Source organism: Ruegeria sp. AL7, from assembly GCF_056536105.1.
On sequence record NZ_JBQFJF010000001.1, the window covers coordinates 2,971,371 to 2,994,843 of the forward strand.

Annotated in this window: 21 protein-coding genes and 2 pseudogenes; 12 read left to right on the forward strand and 11 right to left on the reverse strand. The window is 55.6% G+C overall.

What is annotated here, in order from left to right; genetic code table 11:
- Positions 1-46: 46 nt before the first annotated feature.
- From ACR3E2_RS14905 to ACR3E2_RS14920, 4 genes are all read right to left on the reverse strand, one after another.
- A complete protein-coding gene (locus ACR3E2_RS14905) occupies positions 47-400 on the reverse strand; it encodes a phosphate-starvation-inducible PsiE family protein (protein WP_170738391.1) in 354 nt (117 codons plus the stop codon).
- A 160-nt stretch (positions 401-560) separates the two neighbouring features.
- Positions 561-1,349 carry a transporter gene (locus ACR3E2_RS14910; protein ID WP_480482918.1) on the reverse strand — a complete coding sequence of 263 codons (789 nt, stop codon included), beginning with the start codon at positions 1,347-1,349 and terminating at the stop codon, positions 561-563.
- Between the two features lie 40 nt (positions 1,350-1,389).
- Positions 1,390-2,400 carry a DUF1254 domain-containing protein gene (locus ACR3E2_RS14915; protein ID WP_170717655.1) on the reverse strand — a complete coding sequence of 337 codons (1,011 nt, stop codon included), beginning with the start codon at positions 2,398-2,400 and terminating at the stop codon, positions 1,390-1,392.
- Between the two features lie 17 nt (positions 2,401-2,417).
- A complete protein-coding gene (locus ACR3E2_RS14920) occupies positions 2,418-3,473 on the reverse strand; it encodes a DUF1214 domain-containing protein (RefSeq protein ID WP_480482920.1) in 1,056 nt (351 codons plus the stop codon).
- A 479-nt stretch (positions 3,474-3,952) separates the two neighbouring features.
- On the opposite strand from ACR3E2_RS14920, the gene ACR3E2_RS14925 reads away from it, so the two are divergent.
- The 3 genes from ACR3E2_RS14925 (at position 3,953) to ACR3E2_RS14935 (ending at position 7,271) form a co-directional block, all read left to right on the forward strand.
- Positions 3,953-5,026 (forward strand): AraC family transcriptional regulator, encoded by a 1,074-nt coding sequence (locus ACR3E2_RS14925; protein ID WP_480482922.1) that lies wholly within the window; start codon positions 3,953-3,955, stop codon positions 5,024-5,026.
- A 68-nt stretch (positions 5,027-5,094) separates the two neighbouring features.
- The gene (locus ACR3E2_RS14930; protein WP_253282656.1) at positions 5,095-5,841 is read left to right on the forward strand and encodes an outer membrane protein; all 747 of its coding nucleotides are present in this window, start codon (positions 5,095-5,097) and stop codon (positions 5,839-5,841) included.
- 254 nt (positions 5,842-6,095) lie between these two features.
- Positions 6,096-7,271, forward strand: coding sequence for an alpha/beta hydrolase (locus ACR3E2_RS14935; RefSeq protein WP_480482925.1), 1,176 nt, complete (start codon positions 6,096-6,098; stop codon positions 7,269-7,271).
- Positions 7,272-7,322: 51 nt separating this feature from the next.
- On the opposite strand, the gene ACR3E2_RS14940 is transcribed toward ACR3E2_RS14935, so the two are convergent.
- The 5 genes and pseudogenes from ACR3E2_RS14940 to ACR3E2_RS14960 form a co-directional block, all read right to left on the reverse strand.
- On the reverse strand, positions 7,323-7,676 hold the full coding sequence (locus ACR3E2_RS14940) for a hypothetical protein (protein WP_480492789.1): 354 nt from the start codon (positions 7,674-7,676) through the stop codon (positions 7,323-7,325).
- A 205-nt stretch (positions 7,677-7,881) separates the two neighbouring features.
- Positions 7,882-8,289, reverse strand: a complete 408-nt coding sequence (locus ACR3E2_RS14945; RefSeq protein ID WP_480482927.1) for a phasin, PhaP — start codon at positions 8,287-8,289, stop codon at positions 7,882-7,884.
- 309 nt (positions 8,290-8,598) lie between these two features.
- Positions 8,599-8,781: pseudogene (locus ACR3E2_RS14950) on the reverse strand (IS6 family transposase); the annotation flags it as partial.
- Positions 8,782-8,841: 60 nt separating this feature from the next.
- Positions 8,842-9,828 (reverse strand): DUF3179 domain-containing protein, encoded by a 987-nt coding sequence (locus ACR3E2_RS14955; protein WP_480482929.1) that lies wholly within the window; start codon positions 9,826-9,828, stop codon positions 8,842-8,844.
- A gap of 556 nt (positions 9,829-10,384) precedes the next feature.
- The gene (locus tag ACR3E2_RS14960; RefSeq protein ID WP_480473296.1) at positions 10,385-11,002 is read right to left on the reverse strand and encodes a GNAT family N-acetyltransferase; all 618 of its coding nucleotides are present in this window, start codon (positions 11,000-11,002) and stop codon (positions 10,385-10,387) included.
- 153 nt (positions 11,003-11,155) lie between these two features.
- Here ACR3E2_RS14960 and ACR3E2_RS14965 point away from each other — a divergent pair.
- A pseudogene (locus tag ACR3E2_RS14965) lies at positions 11,156-11,341 on the forward strand (hypothetical protein); the annotation flags it as partial.
- Positions 11,342-11,462: 121 nt separating this feature from the next.
- On the forward strand, positions 11,463-13,022 hold the full coding sequence (locus ACR3E2_RS14970) for an acetolactate synthase large subunit (RefSeq protein ID WP_480482931.1): 1,560 nt from the start codon (positions 11,463-11,465) through the stop codon (positions 13,020-13,022).
- 217 nt (positions 13,023-13,239) lie between these two features.
- Here ACR3E2_RS14970 and ACR3E2_RS14975 read toward each other — a convergent pair whose 3' ends face one another.
- Positions 13,240-13,824 (reverse strand): RES family NAD+ phosphorylase, encoded by a 585-nt coding sequence (locus ACR3E2_RS14975; protein WP_480492790.1) that lies wholly within the window; start codon positions 13,822-13,824, stop codon positions 13,240-13,242.
- A gap of 67 nt (positions 13,825-13,891) precedes the next feature.
- Here ACR3E2_RS14975 and ACR3E2_RS14980 point away from each other — a divergent pair, with 67 nt between their 5' ends.
- Positions 13,892-15,433, forward strand: a complete 1,542-nt coding sequence (locus tag ACR3E2_RS14980) for a M81 family metallopeptidase (protein ID WP_480482934.1) — start codon at positions 13,892-13,894, stop codon at positions 15,431-15,433.
- Here the strand turns inward: ACR3E2_RS14980 and ACR3E2_RS14985 are convergent.
- Positions 15,430-16,341, reverse strand: a complete 912-nt coding sequence (locus ACR3E2_RS14985) for a LysR family transcriptional regulator (RefSeq protein WP_170387145.1) — start codon at positions 16,339-16,341, stop codon at positions 15,430-15,432. The genes ACR3E2_RS14980 and ACR3E2_RS14985 overlap by 4 nt on opposite strands.
- A gap of 180 nt (positions 16,342-16,521) precedes the next feature.
- Between ACR3E2_RS14985 and ACR3E2_RS14990 the strand changes: the two genes are divergently transcribed.
- From ACR3E2_RS14990 to ACR3E2_RS15015, 6 genes are read left to right on the forward strand one after another with little or no spacing between them, the layout of a single operon-like run.
- Positions 16,522-18,102 carry an ABC transporter substrate-binding protein gene (locus ACR3E2_RS14990; RefSeq protein WP_480482936.1) on the forward strand — a complete coding sequence of 527 codons (1,581 nt, stop codon included), beginning with the start codon at positions 16,522-16,524 and terminating at the stop codon, positions 18,100-18,102.
- Positions 18,103-18,162: 60 nt separating this feature from the next.
- Entirely contained in the window at positions 18,163-19,140 is a 978-nt protein-coding gene (locus ACR3E2_RS14995; protein WP_480473304.1) for an ABC transporter permease, read from the forward strand.
- Complete coding sequence (locus tag ACR3E2_RS15000; RefSeq protein ID WP_480472946.1) at positions 19,137-20,060, forward strand: ABC transporter permease; 924 nt, start codon at positions 19,137-19,139, stop codon at positions 20,058-20,060. Before ACR3E2_RS14995 ends, ACR3E2_RS15000 begins: the two co-directional genes overlap by 4 nt.
- Entirely contained in the window at positions 20,057-21,034 is a 978-nt protein-coding gene (locus tag ACR3E2_RS15005; RefSeq protein WP_480472948.1) for an ABC transporter ATP-binding protein, read from the forward strand. Before ACR3E2_RS15000 ends, ACR3E2_RS15005 begins: the two co-directional genes overlap by 4 nt.
- Positions 21,031-22,035 carry an ABC transporter ATP-binding protein gene (locus tag ACR3E2_RS15010; RefSeq protein ID WP_480482939.1) on the forward strand — a complete coding sequence of 335 codons (1,005 nt, stop codon included), beginning with the start codon at positions 21,031-21,033 and terminating at the stop codon, positions 22,033-22,035. The genes ACR3E2_RS15005 and ACR3E2_RS15010 overlap by 4 nt, the downstream gene beginning before the upstream one ends.
- A complete protein-coding gene (locus ACR3E2_RS15015; RefSeq protein ID WP_480492791.1) occupies positions 22,032-23,462 on the forward strand; it encodes an amidohydrolase in 1,431 nt (476 codons plus the stop codon). Before ACR3E2_RS15010 ends, ACR3E2_RS15015 begins: the two co-directional genes overlap by 4 nt.
- Positions 23,463-23,473: the final 11 nt, after the last annotated feature.

A 23,473-nucleotide genomic window follows, 5' to 3' on the forward strand; every position in this document is an offset into this window, starting at 1 on the left:
GCGATCTCGCTTATGCCAGCGTCGATACAGGCGTCCTTTGAAACATCTACTTGCCACGCCACAGCAACCAATACGTGACACCAAACGCCAGACCGAGTCCAGAATACCCAACGAAATAAAGCGGCTCCAGGTCCGTCGTATCGAGTGTAATGACCTTTCTGGCAACGGCCATCAGGGCAGTTGCAACTACCAGCTTCACATGTATGACATCGGCCGTCAGGTAGAGCGTGACATTCGTGTAAATCTCGATAGCGATCAGCACAACAAGCGCGGCCGCAAAAACCTCCAACAGAACACTGACGTCAAGAATCAGGGCCGGTGGACTTACAAGCTTGATGTAGAACGAGTAACCGGCGTCGATGACGGCAAATCCGATCACAACGACCATGAACAAAGACATCACCCGAACGGCGTGTCGAATGAGCCGATTGCAGCTTCTGACAATCAGATCCTAATGGTCAGGGTCAAGCTCGACATGCGCTTGCGCATTGCGTTGCATCTGATCGGCCATCAAGACCTCCCTATTTTCGACGTTTCATAAAAAGTTCTTCAGCCAAACGTCAGCGCCCTCTGGGCAAGACGACCTGAGCCTGCAAACGCAAGCGAACGCCTTCGGCACCCACTTCGGGCGCTTCGAGCCAATAGCCCGCCCCCGCTTGCAGATTGACCGGCAGCGCCCCCCATTGGACCAGCTTGGAGACCGAAGCGTTTATAGGCACAGCCCAGGCATCAGTTTCCCAGTCATAGGCGCTTTCGCTTTGCAGCGAATAGGTCCACGCGCCTTCGGTGGAATAAGCAAGAAAGGGCTGGACAAAACTCACATTCGTGGGGGTGTCGGGGTTGCTTTCTAGATCCCACAGATGATTGGCCAGCGCACCATAGGTCCACGGACCGGTCTGTCGCAGTGCAATGCCGGTGATCCCAGCAGCCCATGTATCACTCGATACGTCGCTAAAGGTTGGAAAGCGCACAACGGGACCCACGCCCCACGTTATGTCCCCGGTTCCGATTGGCGAGAACCACGCAGAGAAAAGGATATCTCCGAACCCCTCCTGGCGTGTGCCCGGCACAACGTCTTCCTGCCAGATGTAAGGAATGATAGTTCGGGTGATCAGGTTAAGGTCATCGTTCAGTTGAAAGGGCACGACTGGTTGAAAGTTCAGCGTGGTGCGCGAGCCCTGATCAGAGACGCCCAGATTTTCATCTTGGTTCAATTGAAACGGAACCGAGACGATTGCCGCAAGCGGGTTGGCCAGTTCCTGGGCCAGATCGGATGCCTCGTCTGCAACGGTTGTGGTTCCGGCACTGGCTGCAAAAAGCAGCCCCATAAGAGTATGGGATCGACGCATAGCCGTGTACTCCTTTTGAAATGCAGGTTGGGCGAGTGGCCTAGTTGATCGGCTCCAACTTCGGGAAGGTCCAATTGCCGTTCAGGATTGCATCCTCCGGCTCATAAAGGCGGATCGCATAGTTCCAGCCCGAAGTGATCGGCAGACAGTTCACGCGGCCATCGTCGCACCCACCGAAATGCAACGTGACCGAGCCGTCTTCTGCTGCTTCGGCTGTGTAACCGTTGTAGCTGTTTACGCCCAGATCATTGGCTTCCAGAAAGCCGTCACCGTTATAGACAGTCACCGACCAGAACGCCCGAACCGGCACATCCTTGACGGTTACCGCATGCGGTGTTTCGCCGTCATTCTGATCGACCGCGTCCAACAGATAGATCGCGGCCTCAGGCGGAAGACCGCCCCAACCCGAGAACGCACCGACCAGAAACTGAACCGGATCAATCTCGTCCTTTGTTCTGCCAAAGGCGCGGGCTGAATCGGTGCCCAGCAAGGATAAATCGTTTATCGCCTGACGCGCAGTGGCAAGTTGTTCGGTGTTCCAGTTGGGCGCGTCAAACGGGCCCGTTCCACCGCCGCTGACGACAATTCCATCCTGTGCCGCTTGCGCGGCGGCAATATCATCCGGGTCAGTCACATCGACGAATGTGCGAAACGCGATGAAACCAAAGCGCGTACCAAGGTCTTCCTGTGTGATTTGATACGTGCCGGGCTCTGCCTCGGCATACATGAAGTGGTCCTGATTGATGACATGCATCGAGATATAGCGGCCATCCGCTTTAGGCAGTGTCACTTCGACGGGTTCGCTCAAATCCAGCAGAACGCCGGAGTAGAGCGTGTCCTGGTTCATGCGGATGACGGGCTGGTTATCCGGTGTGGTGGCTTCGCGCATATGCCCCAATTCGCCAACAGCGAGGCCGAGATTGGCCATGTTGGTCCGAAACATGTGATCTGTCTCGGCGCGCACAAGGGTGTCGACGGTCACATCGACCATGTCTTCGGCCCAAACGCCTGTCGGGAGTGTAAGCGCGACTGTCAGAAGAAGCTTTTTCATCGTAAGCATCCTGTTGTTCAGTTTGCGGGTTCTACGGAGGGGAAGACCCAGCTTCCGTCGATGACCTCTGGGCCCGGCTGATAAAGGCGCACGGCATAGTTCCAGCCATCCATGATCGGGAGACAGTTCACACGTCCGTCGTTGCAACCGCCGAAGTGCACGGTCACACTGCCATCGTCATTCTTGGTGCCTGAGACCGAGTTGACCACATACGTGTCGAGGGAATTGAGTTCAAAAAACCCGTCTGCATTATAAAGGCTCACGGACCAGAATGCGTTCACTGGCACATCCGCCGGGACCTGGATTTTGTATTCCCCAAGCGGCAGGCCGGGCTCGATATTAAGATAAAAGGCCTCGTCTTCTGGCAGCCCACCAAAGCCGACTGCTGTGCCAAGGAAATGGCGTAATGGGTCTACATGATCTGCCTTACCAAAAGTCCGGACGCTGTCTGTGGCGAACCTGCCCAGCTCAATTGCGGCTTGGCGCAGCGCCTCAAAGCTCTCCGCGTCGTAATTGGGCATTTCGAAGGGCGTTGCGGAGGCAGCATCAATGGTGAACCCGTCCTGAATTGCATTGACCGCCGCAACATCCTTGGGGCTCTCGGCATCCACCAGTATTCTCATGAAAACAAGTACGTAGGGGGTATGGAATGTACCCATGTCAAGCTGGAACACACCGCCACCGTCGAACACTTCATTGATGAAATGATCCTGATTGACCACCATCGTCGTCATGTATCGGTCGCCCACATCGGGCAGAGTCAAGGTTACGCCTTGGCTGATATCAATAACCGCAACGCTGTAGAGTGTGTCGCGATTCATCCGAATGGTGGGCTGATTGTCGATGGGGGTGGGTTCTTTGAAGTGAAAGAACTGATTTACGCCTCCGGCCAGGCCATTGTACGTCTTCAGTTCATTGTCTGTAGCAGCCCGAACAAAGTTGTTTATGGTAATGGGCACTTCGTATGTCTCAGCAAGTGCATCGACCGTGGTATCAAAGCTCTGAGCGGTCGCTGTGCTTCCAATCAAGACAGCTAAAGCAGCAAGTTTCCAGCGTTTGTGCGTGAGATTCATAGTTTGCCCGCTCCACTAGCCAATTACAGAAATGCATTGCTTGATGGTCCCGGCACCTGATCAAAAGCGCATTCTCACGCCTCTCATTTTGTTGTTTTTTAAAATGCTACAATTGGAGCCTTGGCCATCTCTCTCCAACAAACCACAAAGTTCGAATGTATGCCCTGACAGATTGGAGCGACCGCTTCCGAAAACTGGTTAAAAATGACAGGTAGCGATAGCGTTTCGGCCAACAACTAGAAACTCTCTTTGCATATTGACCCGACGGCGGTCCTATTATGCGTGTGGTGATGTCAATCTCTTAGAGCGCACTTTCTGCGGGTAGCGTGGTTCAATTCGATTGAGCCCCTACCAGCAGGCACCTGACTTTTTTACCTCAAAAAGTGACTTCCGCTTTGACGCAGGTCAGGGACACAGAGCCGCGCTGGTCTATGCTTGACGTGCCCGACCTTTCAATTGCGGGGTCTTAAGGAGCTATGATGACAGGGCATGACGCACATGCTCAACACAGAACACCGCCGCTTACACGCGGGCGGGTTATCGTGCCGCTTTTGCTTGCGTTTCAAGAATCCGGTCAATCTGTAGAAAGTCTCCTAGCGGAATTCGATCTATCCTTCTCGGAATTGAACGCTCCGAGTTGTTTCATTCCGCACGACACTGTCTATGCCGTGTTTGAAGCCGTCGCACAAAAGACATCCCCAGACTTTCCAGCACTTGTTGGTCAAACTTCAGATCCGACCGTTGCATCCCCATTCGGACAGGCCTTTCGCGTAGCAAAGTCGCTGGCCGATTTCATTGCCAGGTTTTGCGTTCATGCGGGAAACAACACAAACGCGGTCACCATGACACTCGATGTCTCTGGAGAGTTCGCCGTGCTGTCCGCCAAACGCAGGTTCACGCCATGCTGTTCGCCCGCCTATATGGATGCGTTTCAGATCAGCCGATGGGCTACGTTGCTGCATGAAACCGCAGGTCAGCGTTGGGAAGCAAATAAGGTTCTTGTGCGTGTGAACCGTCCTGATCTGCTCCCGTCTTACTTCTACGGTATCCGGGCGGTAGGTGCGGGCTCAGACGGGTATTCCATCCGCTTCCCAAGTGCCTGGCTTTTGTTTGAACTGGTTAACCGAACCGCGACCGAGTACGTGTTGACCACTCAGGACGAAAAAAACCCTGTACCTACAGACTTGTTGAGTTCGATCCAAAGCGTTGCCAACTCAAGGGTCAGGCGCACGGACTTGTCGGCTACGGCGCTCGCCAAGGCATGCGGTTTTCGAGGCGCGGTTCTCAACCGACGGCTTGCTGTCTATGGGACATCACTGTCGCGCATCGTCATCGAAGCCAAATGTGACCAGGCGAAACATCTGCTTTCCAAGTCTGAATTGTCGGTGGGCGATATCGCTGATCATTTGGGATACTCTGACGCGACGGCCATGACACGGGCCTTCAAGAAATGGACGGGTCAAACACCGTCAGAGTTTCGCGCCCGTGAAATGAATAGCGTTAAGGCATCTGTTCCGATACTCGACCCGGTCGAATGCGATTGTGAAACGTAACAGGACAACGGCGCGGCCCATCTTTTGCCGCGCCTCGAACTCGGGATAGGCAAAGGGGGGAGCGGGCCATGGCGTGCTTAAAAATACGGTGTATCGCAAGCAGTTTTCTGGTTGCGGCGACGATGCTGCCCGGCGGATCAACAGCAGTGGCACAGGACTCCGACTGGAGTTTTTCCGGCAGCTTCTACATCTACGCGGCGGACACCAAGACAACCATTGGATCGCTGGAGTCGGAACTCAGCTTCAGTGAAGCGGTTGAAAACCTTGATCTGGCATTCATGGGTACACTTGAAGCGCGAAGTGGCCGGTGGTCGCTGATCGCGGACTACATGCGCACAGACCTGTCCTTTGACAATGACACTCCCGGCCCGGTGTTCAGTGGCGCTGAAACCAGTCTGAAGACGCAGTTTTTAAGTGGATATGCCGCTTACACGGCCTATCAAGACCAAAACCTGGCCGTCGATCTCGGTGGCGGGTTTCGCTGGTTTGAGACGAGCAGCACGATCACTCTGGTCGGCGGCCCCACCCCGGCACCAAGTTCCAGTGCCAGCGACGATTGGATAGACCCTCTGATTGCGGCCCGTATCCGGTATCAGATCAATGACCGATGGTCGGCCGTTGCCTTGGCCGACTATGGTGGATTTCGCTCAGATCGCGAAACCGCACAGTTTTTGGCAACGGTAGGTTATGCGATCGCTCCAAAGTGGAATTTGCGCGCAGGTTATCGCTACATCATGGTCGACAAAGGTGAAGTTGACAGCAGGTTCAAGCTCTCACAATTCGGACCCGTGTTGGGTGTGACCTACAGCTTCTGAGTAAGGGCATTATGCGAAAGGCGGCCATGCCGAACACAAACAGGTCTGTAGTATCGAAGTTGCGCCAAGGCGCGAGCAGCGGTGCCGACATGCTTGGGACCGACAATTGCAGCCGGATGCGAACAGTCGGACAAAGGCAATTCAGAAAAGGAACGACGAGGCGACTGATTGCCAGAGCTTTGCCTGCGGCAACCGTGTGTTCGTTCTGTGTCCTCGCTGCCTGCGGGCCAAACATCTATGACGAAATTGAACTGATGCCCTCCCCAACGGTCTATGCCGAGGCTGCTTTTGACCCTTACAAGGACATCACGGAAGACAATTTCGTGCAGCGTTCGCAGCTATTCTACGCTACAGATCGGCTGCCCGCGGTTCCCGGCGACCCACAAGCCTATTACAACAATGAGCGCGGTCACATTCTGCGTACCGGCATTGCCGAAGTGCAAAGCAACCCCCCATTGGCGACGTTGAAAAAGCTTCGCCACGTTACCATGACGCGCGACCGCGCTAAGGACTACACGCTCAGCTTGTCTGACGTACAAGAGATTGGTGTCATGCCGTTCAGTGTCACGCGCTACATGAACGATCCACCTTCGCAAAAGGAGATGAAGGCAGCCGGACTTCGGTTTGCCCAATGGATTGACGATCACCTTGCAGCCTCTCGCAACAAAGACATTTTCATCTATGTCCATGGCTACAATGTCGATTTTGATTACTCGACCCTTGTCTCCAAAGAGTTGCAACACTTTCTGGGCTATCAGGGCGCCTTCATCAGCTACAACTGGCCCGCTACACCCAATCGCTTGGCGTATTTTCGGGATCAGGAATCTGCATTGGCGACGCGCCGCAATTTGCGTTCTCTTGTCGAATACTTGTCGGCAAACACCAACGCCCGGCGCATTCACCTTATAGGATACAGCGCAGGCTCAAGGCTCGCATTTGAAGCCGCCTATCAGATTGCTTTGCGGCCTGGGCCAAAGCCGCGGCTGGGGCAGTTGATCCTGATCAGCAGCGATCTTGATCGAAGCTATTTCTTGCAATCAATTGAAGACGGCCTTCTGGATGCCGTTATGGGTGTGACACTCTATCAATCGCAGACCGATTCAGCGCTGGCGATGTCACGGTTGGTCTTCGGCCGCGACCGTCTGGGTCAGGTTTCCGATGAAGCAATAAATGGGTCTCTGTTCCAGCGCCGACTGTCTGAGATGAAAACCCTACATATCATCGATGTGACCGAGGCCGAAGCAGCCGATACAGGAAACGGGCATTGGTACTTTCGGTCTTCGCCCTGGGCCAGCAGTGACCTGTTCATTTCTCTGCTTACAGACCGAGATCCTCAAGCGCGCGGGCTTGTGCGTGCTCCGGGCGAAGCTGTCTGGAGTTTTCCATCGAATTATCCGCAGACACTGCAACGCTTTCGAAATGGCAGCTAGTACTGGGACTCCAGTGGGTCAGAACCATTAGAACCAGTTTCTGGATTTAATCTATGAGCCTGACAACGCACCTAGAATGCTCAACGCAAAGCTGACGTTCGAGCAACGCGCAGCATCGGTAGAAGTGGGCTCCAGTGCAGACCTCGGAGGCAGCGCAGCATCCAACCGACAGATCCTTTCCGCCTCGGCAAGGACGGCCCAAACCAGACCTGCGTTGTACCTTCGGAACGCTGCAGCGCAGCCCGCATTGCCGACATTCGCTGCACCGCCAAAGTTTGGGTTGTCATAAACTAATAGTCTACGGGTTAACCAATCATTTATCCCTGTGGAACGAGCAACCGCTTCTTGACCAAAAAATTCCCAAAAGGATGACAGGATACGGATATCTTTTTCGACGGCGATCAATGGTTTCCCCCATCGGAGGCTTGTAAATAAGCGATATTCACGCCGCCTTTACATAGGGCTACGTTACATAGGTGCGCACCGGAGCATATCATACATAACGTTTCGATCCTCTTACACACGCGCATAAAGGGCAGATTCTTCAATCTGCCCTTCTCTATTGCACCAATTAATAAGAAACGGCGCAATTCTGTTCTCTTGTTCCGAATTAGGCTGCTAAGGCTTTCTTTGCAGCGGCGGATTCTTTGGTGATGTCTCTGCCGGCGGTCATCAGCAACTCGACAGTGTCTATCTGGGCTTTCTTGGCGATCTCGGCAAAAGCAAACATCATTTCAGTGGCGTCTTCGGTAGCGCCCGACAAAAAATCTGTGGCAGCTTTTGCGTACTCAGTTGGCTCCGCCTTGGCTTTTGACACTTCGGTCAGCTTGACAATGGTATCTTTGGTCCACACGCTGGAAATATCCGTTGATTTTTCAGCCGCTTCTAATGAAATGCGCGACAGTTTTTCGCTCAGCGATGTGGAAGTTCTGAACGCATTTTCGAAGACTGCGGCTTTGAGGGGAAATTCGCCCATCGCATCTTTCCAAATCGCTGTGAAGTTCTGGATTTTTTCCATTGTCTTAAGTCCTAGTGTCTTGCGGGCCCACCCCGCATTATCTCCAATTGAGATTTTATCCTTTCTGCGACACAGCAATGCAAGGAGATAAGTTTACGCCAGGGAAAGCAGTGGAACGGAAGCGTTTTCAAAAACTTGCTTGCAAGCAACTTAGTCTCCGACGCCGGCGTCAACGGCATGGAACCCGAATCGCTAGTATCACTGGCCGCGGGTGCTTGACCGGTGCTGTCAGACAAAGGTGCTGTCAGACAAATTCGAACCTGTCTCCGTTAGGCCAAAAGAACTGTCCTTTATACAGCACCAATATACAGCACCAAGTTTGCGCAACTCGGCAAGAGCGGCGGACCGTGTCAGCTTGAGGGTGTCTCGGCTGGTGAGCGATCTTTCCTGGTTGAAATGGTTTTAGACGGAGGAGTGGACGGAGGCGAATTTCAGCAAACTTCGCATACGCTTGAAACGTTGCATGGTGCGTTCTCTTCGTCGGAACGGCAGGGGCATTGCTAACTTGATTGCACGCGGCTGATGGCTGTCTGGCCCGCGTCCGTCAAGCGGTCATTTCGAGAGCGTACGTTCACCCCCGTCGGCCAGCATCCATCTGCCTTCCGGCCAGAAGGCGTGGAATGCAAAGGCGAACATGACATCATGGGCGATATCCTGTCCCGATGCGTTACGCACCCGGACTGAGCCTACATCGCGCCCCTTGGCGATGCGCCCGGTGTCGAGGGCCGAGGCCTGCCCCGCGCGCCAGGAGAGCGTTATCCCGGCCTCAGAGATCTCGCCCTCTGCTCTCAGCCTCTCCAGAGTCCAGGCTTTGTCGCCGACGCGGATCACGCGCGCCAGTGGGTTGATGCCATGGGGCGGGTTTTCACCGGAATAGAGAAAGGGCCGCGACAGGGTGTCATAGCCGCGATAAGGGTTGCGCCCATAGTCGCGAATATAGGCCGGTTCGTTCATCACCAGCCCATCCGGGTTACGGCTGCTGAACTCCTCCCAGCTTTCCATCCAAGTGGGCAGGGTCTTCAATTCGGTGCCTGTCAGATCGCCGACGATGGCCCGGCCGATGGCCTGCTGCCACCAGCTTTCAGTTTCGCGGTCATACATCAACATGTCGGAATGGCGCAGCTTACCTGAGACGCCGAATGTGAGCGTGCCCGCAGCGGTGCGCCGATCGAAGCTCATGCCGGAATTGCACAATGGGCAAAAGGTGACGGCCACCGGGATACCGCCGACGCTGTCATTCACGATCTCGTGCCATACCAGATAGCGTATCGGATAGGCTCGAGGCTCGGCCCCGTCGATCTCAAGCGTGATTACTGGCTCGCGTTTACCCAGTCTCGTTTCGTCAGAAACGCGCAGGAAATTGGGATCGCTGATCGCAGGGATTCCGTCCTTGGGCGGACCGCCGGACTGAATCTCGGACCAATCCGTGACCGCACTGCGGCTGAAATTGGTCTGCGGCCACTCAAGTTCCCAGCGGTCGGGGCTGGCGAGCGCTGTACCGGCGACGAAGAGAAAGACGAACAGGACAGGACGGCGCATTGGAATCTCCGGTCGGGGGATGCGCAATCCTGACGGCTGGACACCTGTCTGCAAAGGGCTGGCACAGGAATGTGAAGAGAATTCATGCCTCCGGTATCAGGTTGCCCCCTCGGGGCGTCGGCAAACCAGGGTGGAGGCAAGGGCCGAGATTCCGGCTAGGGCCTGCCCCGCATGGTTCACTGCACCCCGAAACCGGCAAAGCGCCAGCACCGCAAAGCCCGACCGGGTCGTAAAAACTACGTTGCCCGTCCGTACCATGGGCCACGTTTGGAACTACCACCGCCGCCTCGTAATAGCGGATTGTATCGATTTTGGGCCCTGACCGGGAAGCGGCTTCCGAAATACGCACAAAGGATGCCCTCCAACCTCCAAAGCGGTACCGGCCTCAAGTAACTCAACGTCGAAAGGAAACTTGGAGAACGGCCCATAAGAGACATTCATCGCAGTCACTGGTGCCGCAGTGCGGCTTCACCAGACCGGCCATTCGCTACGGACATAAATATCCTGAAACTGCCGAACTCACAGATTGCAGACAATGCAGCCGTTTGATCTACCGCTATTGGGCGGCTCGAAACATCGGAAACAGGGGTGGGGCTTGGTCGGCTTTGATTAGACCCATCTCTTGGAAACCATAGCGCTTATACAGCGATAGATTTGTAGGGTTTGTCGACTCTAAGTAAGCAGGTCTTCCATCTTCATCACAACGTTTGAGGCAGCATTCAAGCAACGCGGACCCCAATCCTTTTCCTTGGCGAATTGGATCGACCGCAATAAATGCTAAATGCCAGCAATCCTCATCGGGATGATAATTGTCCATCTGCCCGAAGGTTTCGAACAACGCATCATGCTTTTCTGGTGAGACCGTCTGCTCAAAACAGGCGACAAGCCGTTCTTCGTCAGGGTGAATGCTTGGCGGAAGCCAAAGTGCGCCAGCAGTGAAATCATCGTTCCGAAACGCGCTACCCTGTTCAAATGCACGCCCGCCAAAGAAATCCATTACTCGCGGGAAGTGGGTAAGGAAATCGGCAGGTTCAGGATACAGCCAACGCATGAACGGGTCCGCAGAAAATCCAAGAGCAAGTCCGCTTAACAAACTTTCTGCTTCACTTCGGGTTGATGATCTAAACATGAAATTACCTTTGGTCGTTACACCTCGATTTTCACGTTTCAGCATGTGGGCCGCAAATACTTGTTGTCAAATGCGCAATTTATTGTCCTGCTCAAGCAACGATGGATGGCTACGTCGAGCTCCCAGCAGGCCTCTGAGGCGACGCAGCATCCTGTAATATTGTTTCTCGTCAATGTCGGGTTGTCGTTGTGGGAGGGCATGGCGGATCGGAGGATCAGTCATGGAAACCCAAACATACCTGCCGTTCGCGCGCTTCGCCCAACCTGGAACAAAGGACGTATCGTCGGTCAGAAGCGGCCGCCAAAACCCAAGCATGTCTGGGCGACCCGAGTTCGACTTGAACTGGCCGAAAACCACCGCGATTTCGCGTTGTTCAACATGGCATGTCTTACGGGCGAGGGCATCGATGACGATTGACGGCCTGCACATCATCGAAAGCTTTTTCAGTTACTTTTAGATTGTCTCTCCCATAAAGTTCGTTGAAATCAGAGTTGGCGGTGATCGAATGAATGGCGCAGAATCGTTAGTCAAAACCTTTCTTCACAATGGTGTGGATACGGTTTTCGCCAATCCAGGCACGTCTGAAATGCACTTTGTTGCGGCTCTTGATAGACATCCCGAGATGAACTGTGTTCTGTGCCTGTTCGAAGGTGGAACGACGGGCGCCGCTGATGGCTATTACCGCATGAAACGGGACGTCGCCGGCACTCTGCTGCATCTTGCACCGGGGCTAGGCAACGCATTTGCCAATCTACACAACGCCCGAAAATCAGGGTCCGGGATCGTGAATGTGGTGGGAGATCACGCAACACATCACCTGCGCTATGAAAGCCCACTCAGAGGCGACATTATTGGCGTAAGTCAGGCCATAAGCCATTGGACACGAGTTTCTGATCAGGCCACAAGCGTCGCATCGGACGGGGCCGCAGCCATCCAGGCCGCCCGATCTCAAAACGGCCAGATCGCCACTCTTGTTCTTCCCGCCGATACTGCTTGGGATGCAGCGACTGGCCCTGCGACGAATAGCATTCTGGCCCAACCACTTCATCGCCCGTCCTTGGAAGGCATCGAGGCCGCAGCCATGCGTCTGAAGACTGCAAACGCGGCTTTGATGATAGGTGGTTCCGCGCTTTTTGGTCCACTTCGTGTACTGGCTGGAAAAATTTCCGTCAAAACCGGATGCCGCCTGTTGGCGGATACTCTAATCCCTCGAATTTCGAAGGGGGCCGGGGCTGCCAAATTGGATCAACTTGTGTATCCAATTGCACCCAAGATCGCTCAGCTTGAACAGACATCGTCAATCACTTTGATCGGCGCCGACCAACCCGTTGCCTTCTTTGCATACCCGGGCAAACCGAGCACACCCGAGCCCGCCGGTTGCACGGTTTCAAGCCTGTGTGCTCCGACGGATGATATTGCCTGGACTCTTCAAACACTGGCAGATGCGGTTGGTGTTTCGAGCAAGACACAGCTGAACACATACGCTCTCGACCTGCCTCCAATCCCAACCGGAGATCTCACCCTAGCGAAAGTCGGCCAAGCGTTAGCGGCCCTCATTCCCGAGAATGCTATCGTTTGCAATGAATCCGTGACGTCCGGGTTTCACGTCATTCCTCCGACTGCAACCGCGCGACCACATGACTTGCTTGGGGGAACCGGTGGTGCGATAGGGCTTTGCCTACCGTGCGCAACCGGCGCAGCAAATGCATGTCCAGATAGAAAAGTAATTGCTCTAACAGGCGATGGATCAGCCATGTATACGTTGCAATCTTTGTGGACGATGGCACGCGAAAGCCTGGACGTTACGGTGATTGTTTTTGCAAACCGCGGCTATCAAATCCTTCGAGATGAGCTGGCAAATGTCGGTGTTGAGAGTTTTGGCAAGAATGCGGAGGCAATGTTTGATGTGGAAAACCCAACGCTTGATTGGGTTGCGCTCGCTAAAGGGCATGGGGTTCCCGGAATACGAATTGAAGACACCGATAGCTTTGCAAAAGCCCTTTCCGCGGGGCTATCACGTGACGGCCCTTCCTTGATCGAAGTCATGTGCCCGCCAGCATCTTGAACACAAATTCTTTTTGAAACGGGCGGCCCAAAGCCGCCTTTCGTTACCCAAAGCGAAGCTACATTTTGGCACTGAAAGCAGACTGTCACGAGCGCTCAAACAACATGCAAAAAAATGTCATTGGCGTGCCAGAAGAGAACTCATGACAATGTCCTCCACACAGCCAATTTTCGCGATGACCATAATTGCGAAATGATAGTTGGTCGCACCTTAAACGTCACCGATAATCCGGCAGGACGGAAACCGGCTTCACTTCACTACGCCGAAACACGCCAGGTGCGCCTGGCTCGCTCCATCGAAATAAAGTTATGTGCCAAAGACCCGGACGCCTTCGCGAAGGGTCAATCAACCCGATATGCCGATCTGTTCTGAGCCGATCAGCAGCGAGCCATGAAGACGGCTCTCCGCCCGCAGCTAAGAGTTTGCGCCAGGGCTGACTGGCGAGTGCATAGATATCCGCGGCTTCGGGGCTGCGCAGATCGAATAACGCACATCGTTCCACCTCGAAGGTCAGCACAACCCGCGGGCGATCATCCTTCCTAACGTCCTGACCAATAGCGACTTTTGCGCTTTCGACATCAGGGCTCAGATACAAAGCGTCCTGCCCCCGGCGATTGAACCGGGCGGGTGGGCGATCCGGTGCGCCGCGCATGAGGTGAACGTCTGGGTCATCGGCCCAAACAATCTTTACGAATTCTCCGGAAACTTCTGTCAGCATAACGGGTGGCACTGATCGTTTGCGCGTCGCGTTATAGGAAAGACGCAAGGCGGCAGTGGTTTTCCTAGAACAGAGAAGACGCATGATATCTTGATTGAAATCACTTACTCATGTTTCCTCGCACTGTGTTGCATTTCCAAAGGCCTCTCGCATGACGGCTCCAAAGATCGCCCTCCTTGGCGCAATTCTCGAGTCAAATCGCTTTGCACCCCCGGCTGATTTGTCAGACTTTAAGTCTCTGACATGGCTTACAAGCGATGCTTTGATATCTGAAGCCAGATCCGCGACACCAAAGCTGGCAATAGAATTTGCGGCCTTTGTCCGGGCGATGGATGCTACGGGCGACTGGACGCCGGTACCCTGTATCTTGGCAGCCAGCCATCCCGCAGGTCCAGTACGAAAAACCGTGATCGAAGAGATCATGGTGACTTCGGAAGACATGCTTCGCTCAGCTGGCCCTGTCGACGCAGTCTACATCTGCAATCACGGCGCGATGGTTGCCGAGCACGACCACGACCCCGACGGTTTGTTGATGTCACGCATTCGGAGAGTTGTCGGACCGGACGTACCTGTCATCGCGACACTCGATTTGCATGCAAATATCTCACAACGGATGGTCGATGCCTGTGACCTGATCGTCGGCTATCGGACCAATCCTCACGTCGATCAAATAGAACGTGGCGAGGAAGCCGCCTTTTCGTTGCGCCGGGTTTTGGCGTCGGGCGTCCGGCCCCAAACCGCGCATGTTAAACTGCCTCTTGTTCCGGCATCCGTGACCCTGCTAAGTGCCGAGCACCCGTATGGCGCGCTGATCGACCATGGTCAGCGACGACAAGCCGAAGGTCGAGGTGAGATTCTAAACGTATCGATCTTCGGTAATTTTCTTTTCTCCGACACGCCCGACAACGGTCTGAGCATCGTTGTCACCGCGCGTGAGGACCAGAAGGCGGCCAATGCACTGGCGGAAGAATTGGCAGACATGGCCTGGTCATTGAGGAAGGATTTCGTTCGGAAACTGACATCCGTGACGGAAGCGATCTCAATTTCCGCTGACCAAGCGCGCACGCCTGTGATTTTCTCCGATGCCGGTGACAATCCTGGTGGCGGCGGCAGTGGCAGGACGACGGAACTGTTAGCCGCTCTTCATGCGGCAAAAGTCGAAGAATGCCTATTCGGTTCCTTTTGTGATCCGGAACTTGCGAACGAAGCCCATGGCATCGGTGTCGGCGGCAAATTCAGGGCACGATTCAACCGGTCTTCCGATTCCAGCGCTTTCTGGGCGCAATGGGATGTGCCTTTTGAGGTGGATGCAGAGGTCTTGGGTCTCCATAATGGAGATGTGGTAGGTGAACTGGGCATGACGGCTGGTCGGAGATTGGCCCTAGGGCCATCCGCTGCGCTTCGTATTGGTGGTATCACCGTGGTGGTGATCACCGATCGCACACAGACTGCCGACCCCGTGTTCTTTCATATGTTCGGGCTGGATATTGCGTCTGCCCGGACTGTTGTTGTGAAATCCCGAGGCCACTTTCGGGCCGGGTTTTCCAACTGGTTTGGGCCAAACCAGGTATTTGAGGTCGACACGGGCGGGCTTACGTCGCCAGTTCACGACCGCTGGCCGTTTGCGAATTTGCCACGACCGAACTTTCCGATGGACGTCGACACCTCGTGGTCGGCTAAGATGCTGCGCTAGACGGGCTCTGAGTATTTGTCCTGCGGCGTCGTCAACTTGACAAATTGCATGAACTGGCGGGCAAGCTGAGAAGGTGGCCTGCCTGATGGAAGTACAAAGCTCGTGTCATAAAAAATGGCGGCGTCAAATGGCCTGACGACGACACCTTCCATCCCTGACGACAACAACGGGAAGGGATTGATCAGCGTCACGCCCAAACCCTCGCGGACGAGCTCCAGTGCGGCCATGTTCGTTGCCGTTTCTGCGACTTGTTTCGGCCGAATTCCAGCGCGCGCAAAGATCTTTTCGGTGATCGCTCGCGTCCCCAGCCTTCGCAGAAACTCGATCAGCGCGACGCCTTCAAGGTCGTGCGGCGTCACCACTCGTTTTTCCGATAGCGGATGGTTGCTCGGCATGGCGCAGACCACCTGACTGCGGCGCCAAGGCATGAGATGAACACCCGTTCGTTGGATCATCGCACTCGTCAAACCAAGATCATAGCGGAGGTCGAGAATGCCGGCGACCAGCACGTCCGTGGCCTGAATATCCAATTGAAGCTGCTTTCCTTCATTCTTCTTGAGAAAACTGGCCACCCTGGAGATGACAAAGTGATGTGCCAGAGTCGGCGGCACGATCAGGCGTAACGGCTCGTTATCCGGAGTAGCCCATTCTGCGCCCTCAATGTCCGCCAGCGTCTCGAAAATTGGGTCCAGTTTTTCGTTGAGACGCAAGGCTTCGTCTGTTGGGTCGATACGTCCCGATCGCCGGAGAAAGAGCGATCGCCCAACACGGGCCTCGAGTTGTGACAAGGACCGGCTCACGGCAGACTGCGAAATCCCGAGACGCCGCGCGGCGCCGATGGTTGTCCCAGTCGTGATCACGGCTCTTAGCGACTCGAACTCGCGCAGTCTGTGTCTGTGTTCCGTCATGCTACATTACTCCCCCGGTACGAGCGGCTGAACATCCAAACTCTTGGATTGGTCTATGCAAAGTCGCATAGCAATAAGTATTGGCAATGATTTTTGCGGTAGCTAGTTTTTTTTATAGGGCGCGGGATCGGCCAAAGATTCGCCCATTCACAAGCGCCAAACAAACAGGGAGTCTTTTTGATGAGGAAACTCACATCTGCGACAGCCGTCGCTGTCAGCATTTTGGCTTTCGGCGCCGGTGCTGTTTCGGCCGAAAAACTAACGATCGGCCTCGCTTCGGAGCCGACGTCACTCGATCCGCATTTTCACAACCTGGGTCCGAACAACGCGATGTCCGTGCACATCTTTGACCGGCTGATCGCGCAGGATGAGAAGCAGCGCCTATCGCCGGGTCTTGCCGTGTCATGGGAGCCGATTGATGAATTGACTTGGGAGTTCAAGCTGCGTGAGGGCGTAAAGTTTCACGACGGAAGTGACTTTACGGCGGACGATGTAGTCTGCACCATGGCGCGCGCGCCGGACGTACCGAACTCTCCATCGGGATACGGCACCTATCTTAAGGGTAAGGAAGTCGTCAAGATCGATGACTACACGGTGCACTTCAAAACGGCCGCACCTTATCCGTTGATGGGCAACGACATTTCCACGATCCCTGTGATCTCAGAAGTGGGCTGCGAAGCAACGACGGAAGACTTCAACGCGGGTACGGCCGCCATCGGCACAGGGCCGTTCAAGTTCCAAAGTTACACGCCGGGTGAAAGCATCGTGCTGGTACGGAACGACGAATACTGGGGTGATGCACCGATCTGGTCCGAGGTGGAATTCCGCCCAATCACGTCCGGTCCGAGCCGTGTTGCATCGCTTCTTGCCGGTGACGTCGACATGATATCGGGCGTTCCGACGACCGATATCACAACACTTAAGGGCAACGATGGTATCCAGCTGAGCCAGGGCGTGTCCAACCGAGTGATCTATCTTCACATGGACCAATTCCGTGAGGATTCACCCTTTGTGAAGGCCAACGGTGGTGGCGATATAAAGAACCCGCTCATGGACGTCCGAGTCCGGAAGGCGATCAGCATGGCGATCAATCGCGACGCGATCGTTGAGCGTGTCATGGAGGGGGTTGCGCTGCCCGCTGGCCAGCTTCTGCCCGAGGGATTCTTTGGCGTGTCCGACAATCTGGACGTCGTGGCTTATGACCCGGACGGTGCTAAAGCACTTCTGGCTGAAGCCGGTTATCCCGATGGATTTGAAATGACAATCCATGGGCCAAATGACCGCTACATCAACGACGCCAAAATTGCCGAGGCAATTGCGCAAATGTTGACCCGTGTGGGCATCAAGACAGCAGTCGAAACAATGCCGCGTTCGGTATACTTTGGACGCGCGTCCAAAGGCAGCCCGGAGGGTCTGCCGGAGTTCAGCTTTATCCTCGTCGGATGGGGCGCGGGGTCCGGCGAAGCGTCCTCGCCTCTCAAATCGCTGATCCACACCCATGACAAGGATGCGGGCTTTGGATCATCGAACCGTGGCCGGCACTCGGATGCTGAAACCGACGCGTTGATCGAAGAAGCCCTGCGAACAGTCGATGACGCAAAGCGGCAGGAACTACTCGCCGCGGCGACAGAGCGCGCGATCGAGAACGTGGCGATCATTCCGACGCACTTCCAGGTCAACACCTGGGCGGCCAAAAAAGGTCTGAGCTACATCCCTCGGACCGACGAATACACTCTCGCGACAGGCGTCGTGAAAGAGTAATCGCAATGCATCCGGGCCGCCTTCGCAGCGGCCCGGAGCCTTTGCCCAGGGAATGTCCTCATGACCGTTTTTGTCATTCGCCGATTGCAGCAAGCAATGCTTGTTGTCTTCCTGATGTCGGTGATTGTCTTTTTCGGCGTCAATATCGTTGGTGACCCGGTCTACATGCTGGTCAGCCCCGACGCGGATCAGGCTGACATCGAAGCTGCAATTCGACGGCTTGGATTGGATCGGCCTATTTGGGAACAGTACTGGTTGTTCCTCAAAGGTGCTGCACAGGGTGACCTCGGCGACAGTTTCGTCTTCGGTGAGCCCGCGCTCAAACTGATCCTGCACCATATGCCTGCCACGATGGAACTGGCCTTCAGTGCACTCTTTCTTGCTATCGTGATCGGTATTCCATTGGGTCTTTATGCCGGGCTCTATCCCGACAGCCCGCTGTCCAAGGGCATTATGGCTGGCTCAATCCTTGGGTTTTCGCTGCCGACCTTCTGGGTCGGGCTTATGCTCATCATGCTGTTTGCCGTAGAACTTAGATGGCTCCCAGCGACAGGGCGCGGCGATATCGGCTCGTTTCTTGGGATTCACAGCAGCCTTTTTACGCTCGATGGGTTGAGCCACATCTTCCTGCCTGCTCTCAACCTAGCGCTTCTTAAGATTTCACTGGCAATCCGCCTTACCCGAGCGGGTGTCCGGGAAGCGATGGGACAGGATTACGTGAAGTATGCCCGGGCCAAAGGGCTTTCGACCCGACGCATCATTCTGGTGCATGTAATGAAAAACATCATGATCCCGGTAGTGACCGTCATGGGCCTCGAATTCGGTAGTTTGATCGGGTTCTCGGTGGTGACTGAATCAATCTTCGCGTGGCCGGGAATGGGCAAACTGCTGATCGACGCAATACTGCAATTGGATCGGCCTGTCGTCGTCGCCTATCTGATGATCATCGTACTGTTCTTCGTGCTGATCAATCTGATCGTCGACATACTCTACTCGATCCTCGATCCGAGGGTTCGTTTGCAGGATCAGGGCGCATGACCGACACCGTCACAGATCATTCTCTGACCCCCGCCAAGTCCCCTAAAGTCGAGACGCCGTTCCAGCGATTTCGGGCCGAGTTCTTCGAAAGCAGGATCGCAACAGCGGCGCTCGGCATATTCCTGATCATCGTTCTGCTGGCCATCCTGGCACCCTGGATCACGCCGCAGAACCCCTACGATCTTGGCCAGGTCAGCGTCATGGATGGGCGCTTGCCTCCAGGTTCCGAAGCATTCGACGGATACACGATGTGGCTCGGTTCGGACGGGTCTGGACGCGATCTCTACTCGGCAATTCTCTATGGCTTGCGTATTTCTCTGACCGTTGGGCTTGCATCTGGGGTGATTGCCCTTCTGATCGGTATGGCGATCGGTCTGGTCGCGGCCTACGCCGGAGGCCGGACCGAAGCGTTCATCATGCGCATCGTGGATCTTCAACTGTCGTTCCCGGCATCGCTTGTTGCGCTGATGATGGTTGCGGCACTTGGTAAGGGTGTCGACAAGATCATCCTCGCCCTCGTGATCGCGCAATGGGCTTATTACGCCCGCACGGTTCGCGCGACCGCGCTTGTCGAGCGTGGCAAGGAATATGTCGAAGCCGCGCAATGCCTTGGAATATCGCGACCCCGGATCGTCTTTCGCCATATCCTTCCGAATTGCATGGCGCCTCTGATCGTCGTTGGCACGGTGCAAACCGCCAGCGCAATCTCATTGGAAGCGACGCTTTCGTTTCTTGGCGTAGGCCTTCCACAGACTGAACCGTCGATTGGGGTGCTGATCGCAAATGGCTTCGAGTACATGCTGTCCGGGCGCTACTGGATATCCGTTTTCCCCGGCATCGCGCTCTTGCTGACGGTCGTGTCCATCAACCTTGTGGGCGACCATTTGCGCGATGTTTTGAACCCGAGGTTGAAGAAATGACGGCAGTACTCGAAGTCAGCGGGCTAAAGACCCACTTCTTCACGCACGCGGGTGTGGTCAAGGCCGTAGATGGTGTGGATTTCACCGTCTCCAAGGGCGAGGTAATGGGTCTGGTGGGTGAGTCCGGGTCGGGCAAGTCGATCACCGGGTTTTCCATCCTTGGGCTGATCGATCCTCCCGGGCGCATCGTCGATGGGTCAATCCGTTTTAATGGTGACGAGATCGCGAACGCACCGGAAGAGCGACTCAAGACCTTGCGTGGCAACCGAATCTCGATGATCTTTCAGGATCCGATGATGACTCTCAACCCGGTCCTGCGCGTCGATACGCAGATGATCGAGGCCATTCTCGCCCATGAAAACGTAAGCCGCCAAACCGCCTGGGAAAGAAGCCGTGATGCGCTTGGTTTGGTTGGCATCCCATCGCCGGAAGAGCGATTGCAAGCCTATCCGCATCAGCTTTCCGGTGGGATGCGGCAGCGCGTGGCGATTGCGACAGCCTTCTTGAACCAGCCGGACCTCATTATTGCCGACGAGCCGACGACAGCGCTCGACGTGACAATTCAGGCGCAGATCATCCACGAGGCACAGAAGCTGACGAAACGCACGGGAACCGCGATGATCTGGATCACGCATGACCTTGCCGTTGTGGCAGGGCTCGCGGACCGGATTTCGGTGATGTACGCAGGACGGATCGTTGAGCAAGGCAGTATCGACGATGTTATCGACCGTCCGTTGCATCCCTATACGGTCGGGCTTCTCGGATCGGTTCCGACGGCGAACCGGCGCGGGCAGCGTTTGTTCCAGATCGAAGGGATGACGCCAAACATGCTCGCCCTGCCTGAAGGATGCGCCTTTGGACCGCGTTGTCAGGCCCGAACGGCAGCGTGTTCCAAGCGCCCCCCGATTAAGGACGTGGATGGCCGCAGCCTTCGCTGTTTCAATCCGCAACGCACCAAGGAGACGACGCTTTGAGTGAGCCGCTCGTTGAAATCCGAGGCGTTTCGAAGCGCTTCACCAAACGTTTGGACGTCGCGGGGAAAATCGCACAGCGACTTGGCGCAAACATCCGGGAAGAAACGGTCCATGCTGTCGATAACGTGAACCTGTCGATTCAAAAGGGTGAGGTTCTGGGATTGGTCGGCGAATCCGGCTGCGGCAAGTCCACTTTGGGACGTGTTGTTGCCGGCATTCACCCTGCAAGTGACGGACAGATGTTCTACGGAGGCAAAGATGTTGCGACGTTGAACGGCACCGACAAACGCGCGGCGACCCTCGCAATTCAGATGATCTTCCAGGACCCCTTTGCCAGCCTAAATCCGCGAATGCGCGTCGAAGATATCATCGGCGAAGCACCGCGTATGCATGGGATCGTCCGCAAGGCAGAGAGTGCGGAATACGTGGACGACGTGATGCGCAAGGTCGGCCTCGACCCGTCGCTCAAGCGGCGTTACGCGCATCAGTTTTCCGGCGGTCAAAGGCAACGGATTGGAATTGCACGTGCGCTCGCCGTGAAGCCGAAGTTCCTTGTCTGCGACGAAGCCATCGCTGCGCTGGACGTGTCGATCCAGGCGCAGGTTATCAACTTGTTCATGGATCTGCGCGAAGAGCTGGGCCTGACCTATCTGTTCATCAGCCATGACCTGAGCGTCGTCGAACACATCGCCGACCGCGTGGCGATCATGTATCTGGGCCGCATTGTCGAGAGCGCATCGACTGAGGAAATTTTTTCGAACCCACGCCATCCCTACACGAAAGCGCTGCTTGCAGAGGCTCCGCGCCTTGATCAGCGCCGGCGTGAGTTTGCCCCGATTGAGGGGGAAATTCCGTCGCCGCTCGATCCGCCATCTGGATGTACCTTCCACCCGCGTTGCCCGGTGGCGACCGCTGAGTGCCGCACCACTGTTCCTGAACTGAAAGCGGGGCGCGGCGGGCGCGAAACGGCTTGCCTGCTGGAACACGCCGAAACCGTTTGAACGAGAAGCTGGAGAGCCCCTTGAAAAACGCCGATCCGATCTGGGACCACGTCGACCGCCATCGTGATGATTTTATCGCCTTGTCAGATCGAGTCTTTGACACGCCCGAGACGCTTTATGCCGAGTACAAGTCCGTCGCCGAACATGTGCAGATGTTACGCGCTCAGGGCTTCAAGATAACAGAGAACGCAGCTGGCATTCCTACGGCCGTGATTGGCGAAGCAGGAGACGAGGGTCCGGTGATTGCCATCCTCGGCGAGTTCGATGCGCTGCCATATCTGAGCCAGGCGCCAGGTGTGGCTGAACATCAGCCGCTTGAAGAGGGCGGCAACGGGCATGGGTGTGGTCACAATCTTTTAGGGGCCGCCGCACTCTTGGCCGCGACGGCGGTGAAAGACTGGCTGGCCGAAAACGGCATCAAGGGCCGTGTGCGATACTATGGCTGCCCCGCTGAAGAAGGGGGCGCGGCCAAGACATACATGGTGCGCGAAGGACTGTTCGATGATGTCGACGCAGCCATCTCGTGGCATCCAGCGACCTTCACAGGCGTGAATGAGGCCAGATCGCTCGCGAACACCCGGATCGATTTCACTTTTCATGGAAAAGCTGCCCATGCGGCGGGTGCACCGGAATTGGGTAGGTCGGCGCTTGATGCGGTTGAACTGATGAACATCGGTGTAAATTACCTGCGCGAGCACATGCCCGACAGCGCCCGGGTTCACTACGCCTATCTCGATGCAGGTGGTGTTGCGCCGAACGTGGTGCAGGCCAAGGCCACAGTGCGCCAACTCGTCCGCGCCAGCTCGCTACCGGACCTCGCCGATTTGGTTACGCGCGTCCGAAAGATTGCGGACGGCGCGGCGCTGATGACAGGAACGCAAGTTACCAGCCAGGTCTTTTCCGGCGTTTCAAACCTGCTTGGCAACCGTCCTTTGGAAGAAACCATGCAGCACGAGCTAGAGAAACTTGGACCCGTCGCCTTTGACGAGGCAGATCTCAGTTTTGCCCGCGACATTCAGACCACATTAACCGCCGCTGACATCAATACGACCTTCAAGCGGATCGGTGCTAAGCCCAAAAAAAATCTCGCACTCTGCGACTTCATCGCACCTCTTGATCGCCACAGCGATGGCGGCGAAGGCTCGACAGATGTTGGCGACGTGAGTTGGGCAGTCCCAACCGTTCAGGCACGAGTTGCCACCTGTGCTATAGGAACGCCGTTTCATACGTGGCAAACAGTGGCACAAGGCAAGGCGCCCGCGGCTCACAAAGGCATGGTCTACGCGGCAAAAGCAATGGCCGCGACAGCTTGTCGACTGGTTGAGGATCCCTCGCGCATCGAAGCTGCATGCGCGACGCATCAAGACCATCTGGGCCAAACACCTTACACATGTCCGATCCCGGACGACGTGCGTCCACCTGTCTGAGGCAAAACAAC

Bases quoted from the DNA above. Each gene is read 5' to 3' on its own strand.
- ACR3E2_RS14955 (WP_480482929.1), bottom strand. From the start codon at position 9,828: ATGCGCCGTCCTGTCCTGTTCGTCTTTCTCTTCGTCGCCGGTACAGCG.
- ACR3E2_RS14970 (WP_480482931.1), top strand. From the start codon at position 11,463: ATGAATGGCGCAGAATCGTTAGTCAAAACCTTTCTTCACAATGGTGTG.
- ACR3E2_RS14975 (WP_480492790.1), bottom strand. From the start codon at position 13,824: ATGCGTCTTCTCTGTTCTAGGAAAACCACTGCCGCCTTGCGTCTTTCC.
- ACR3E2_RS14915 (WP_170717655.1), bottom strand. From the start codon at position 2,400: ATGAAAAAGCTTCTTCTGACAGTCGCGCTTACACTCCCGACAGGCGTT.
- ACR3E2_RS14960 (WP_480473296.1), bottom strand. From the start codon at position 11,002: ATGCTGAAACGTGAAAATCGAGGTGTAACGACCAAAGGTAATTTCATG.
- ACR3E2_RS15005 (WP_480472948.1), top strand. From the start codon at position 20,057: ATGACGGCAGTACTCGAAGTCAGCGGGCTAAAGACCCACTTCTTCACG.
- ACR3E2_RS14995 (WP_480473304.1), top strand. From the start codon at position 18,163: ATGACCGTTTTTGTCATTCGCCGATTGCAGCAAGCAATGCTTGTTGTC.
- ACR3E2_RS14910 (WP_480482918.1), bottom strand. From the start codon at position 1,349: ATGCGTCGATCCCATACTCTTATGGGGCTGCTTTTTGCAGCCAGTGCC.
- ACR3E2_RS14920 (WP_480482920.1), bottom strand. From the start codon at position 3,473: ATGAATCTCACGCACAAACGCTGGAAACTTGCTGCTTTAGCTGTCTTG.
- ACR3E2_RS14945 (WP_480482927.1), bottom strand. From the start codon at position 8,289: ATGGAAAAAATCCAGAACTTCACAGCGATTTGGAAAGATGCGATGGGC.
- ACR3E2_RS14925 (WP_480482922.1), top strand. From the start codon at position 3,953: ATGACAGGGCATGACGCACATGCTCAACACAGAACACCGCCGCTTACA.
- ACR3E2_RS14980 (WP_480482934.1), top strand. From the start codon at position 13,892: ATGACGGCTCCAAAGATCGCCCTCCTTGGCGCAATTCTCGAGTCAAAT.
- ACR3E2_RS14935 (WP_480482925.1), top strand. From the start codon at position 6,096: ATGCCCTCCCCAACGGTCTATGCCGAGGCTGCTTTTGACCCTTACAAG.
- ACR3E2_RS14930 (WP_253282656.1), top strand. From the start codon at position 5,095: ATGGCGTGCTTAAAAATACGGTGTATCGCAAGCAGTTTTCTGGTTGCG.
- ACR3E2_RS14905 (WP_170738391.1), bottom strand. From the start codon at position 400: ATGTCTTTGTTCATGGTCGTTGTGATCGGATTTGCCGTCATCGACGCC.
- ACR3E2_RS15000 (WP_480472946.1), top strand. From the start codon at position 19,137: ATGACCGACACCGTCACAGATCATTCTCTGACCCCCGCCAAGTCCCCT.
- ACR3E2_RS14990 (WP_480482936.1), top strand. From the start codon at position 16,522: ATGAGGAAACTCACATCTGCGACAGCCGTCGCTGTCAGCATTTTGGCT.
- ACR3E2_RS14985 (WP_170387145.1), bottom strand. From the start codon at position 16,341: ATGACGGAACACAGACACAGACTGCGCGAGTTCGAGTCGCTAAGAGCC.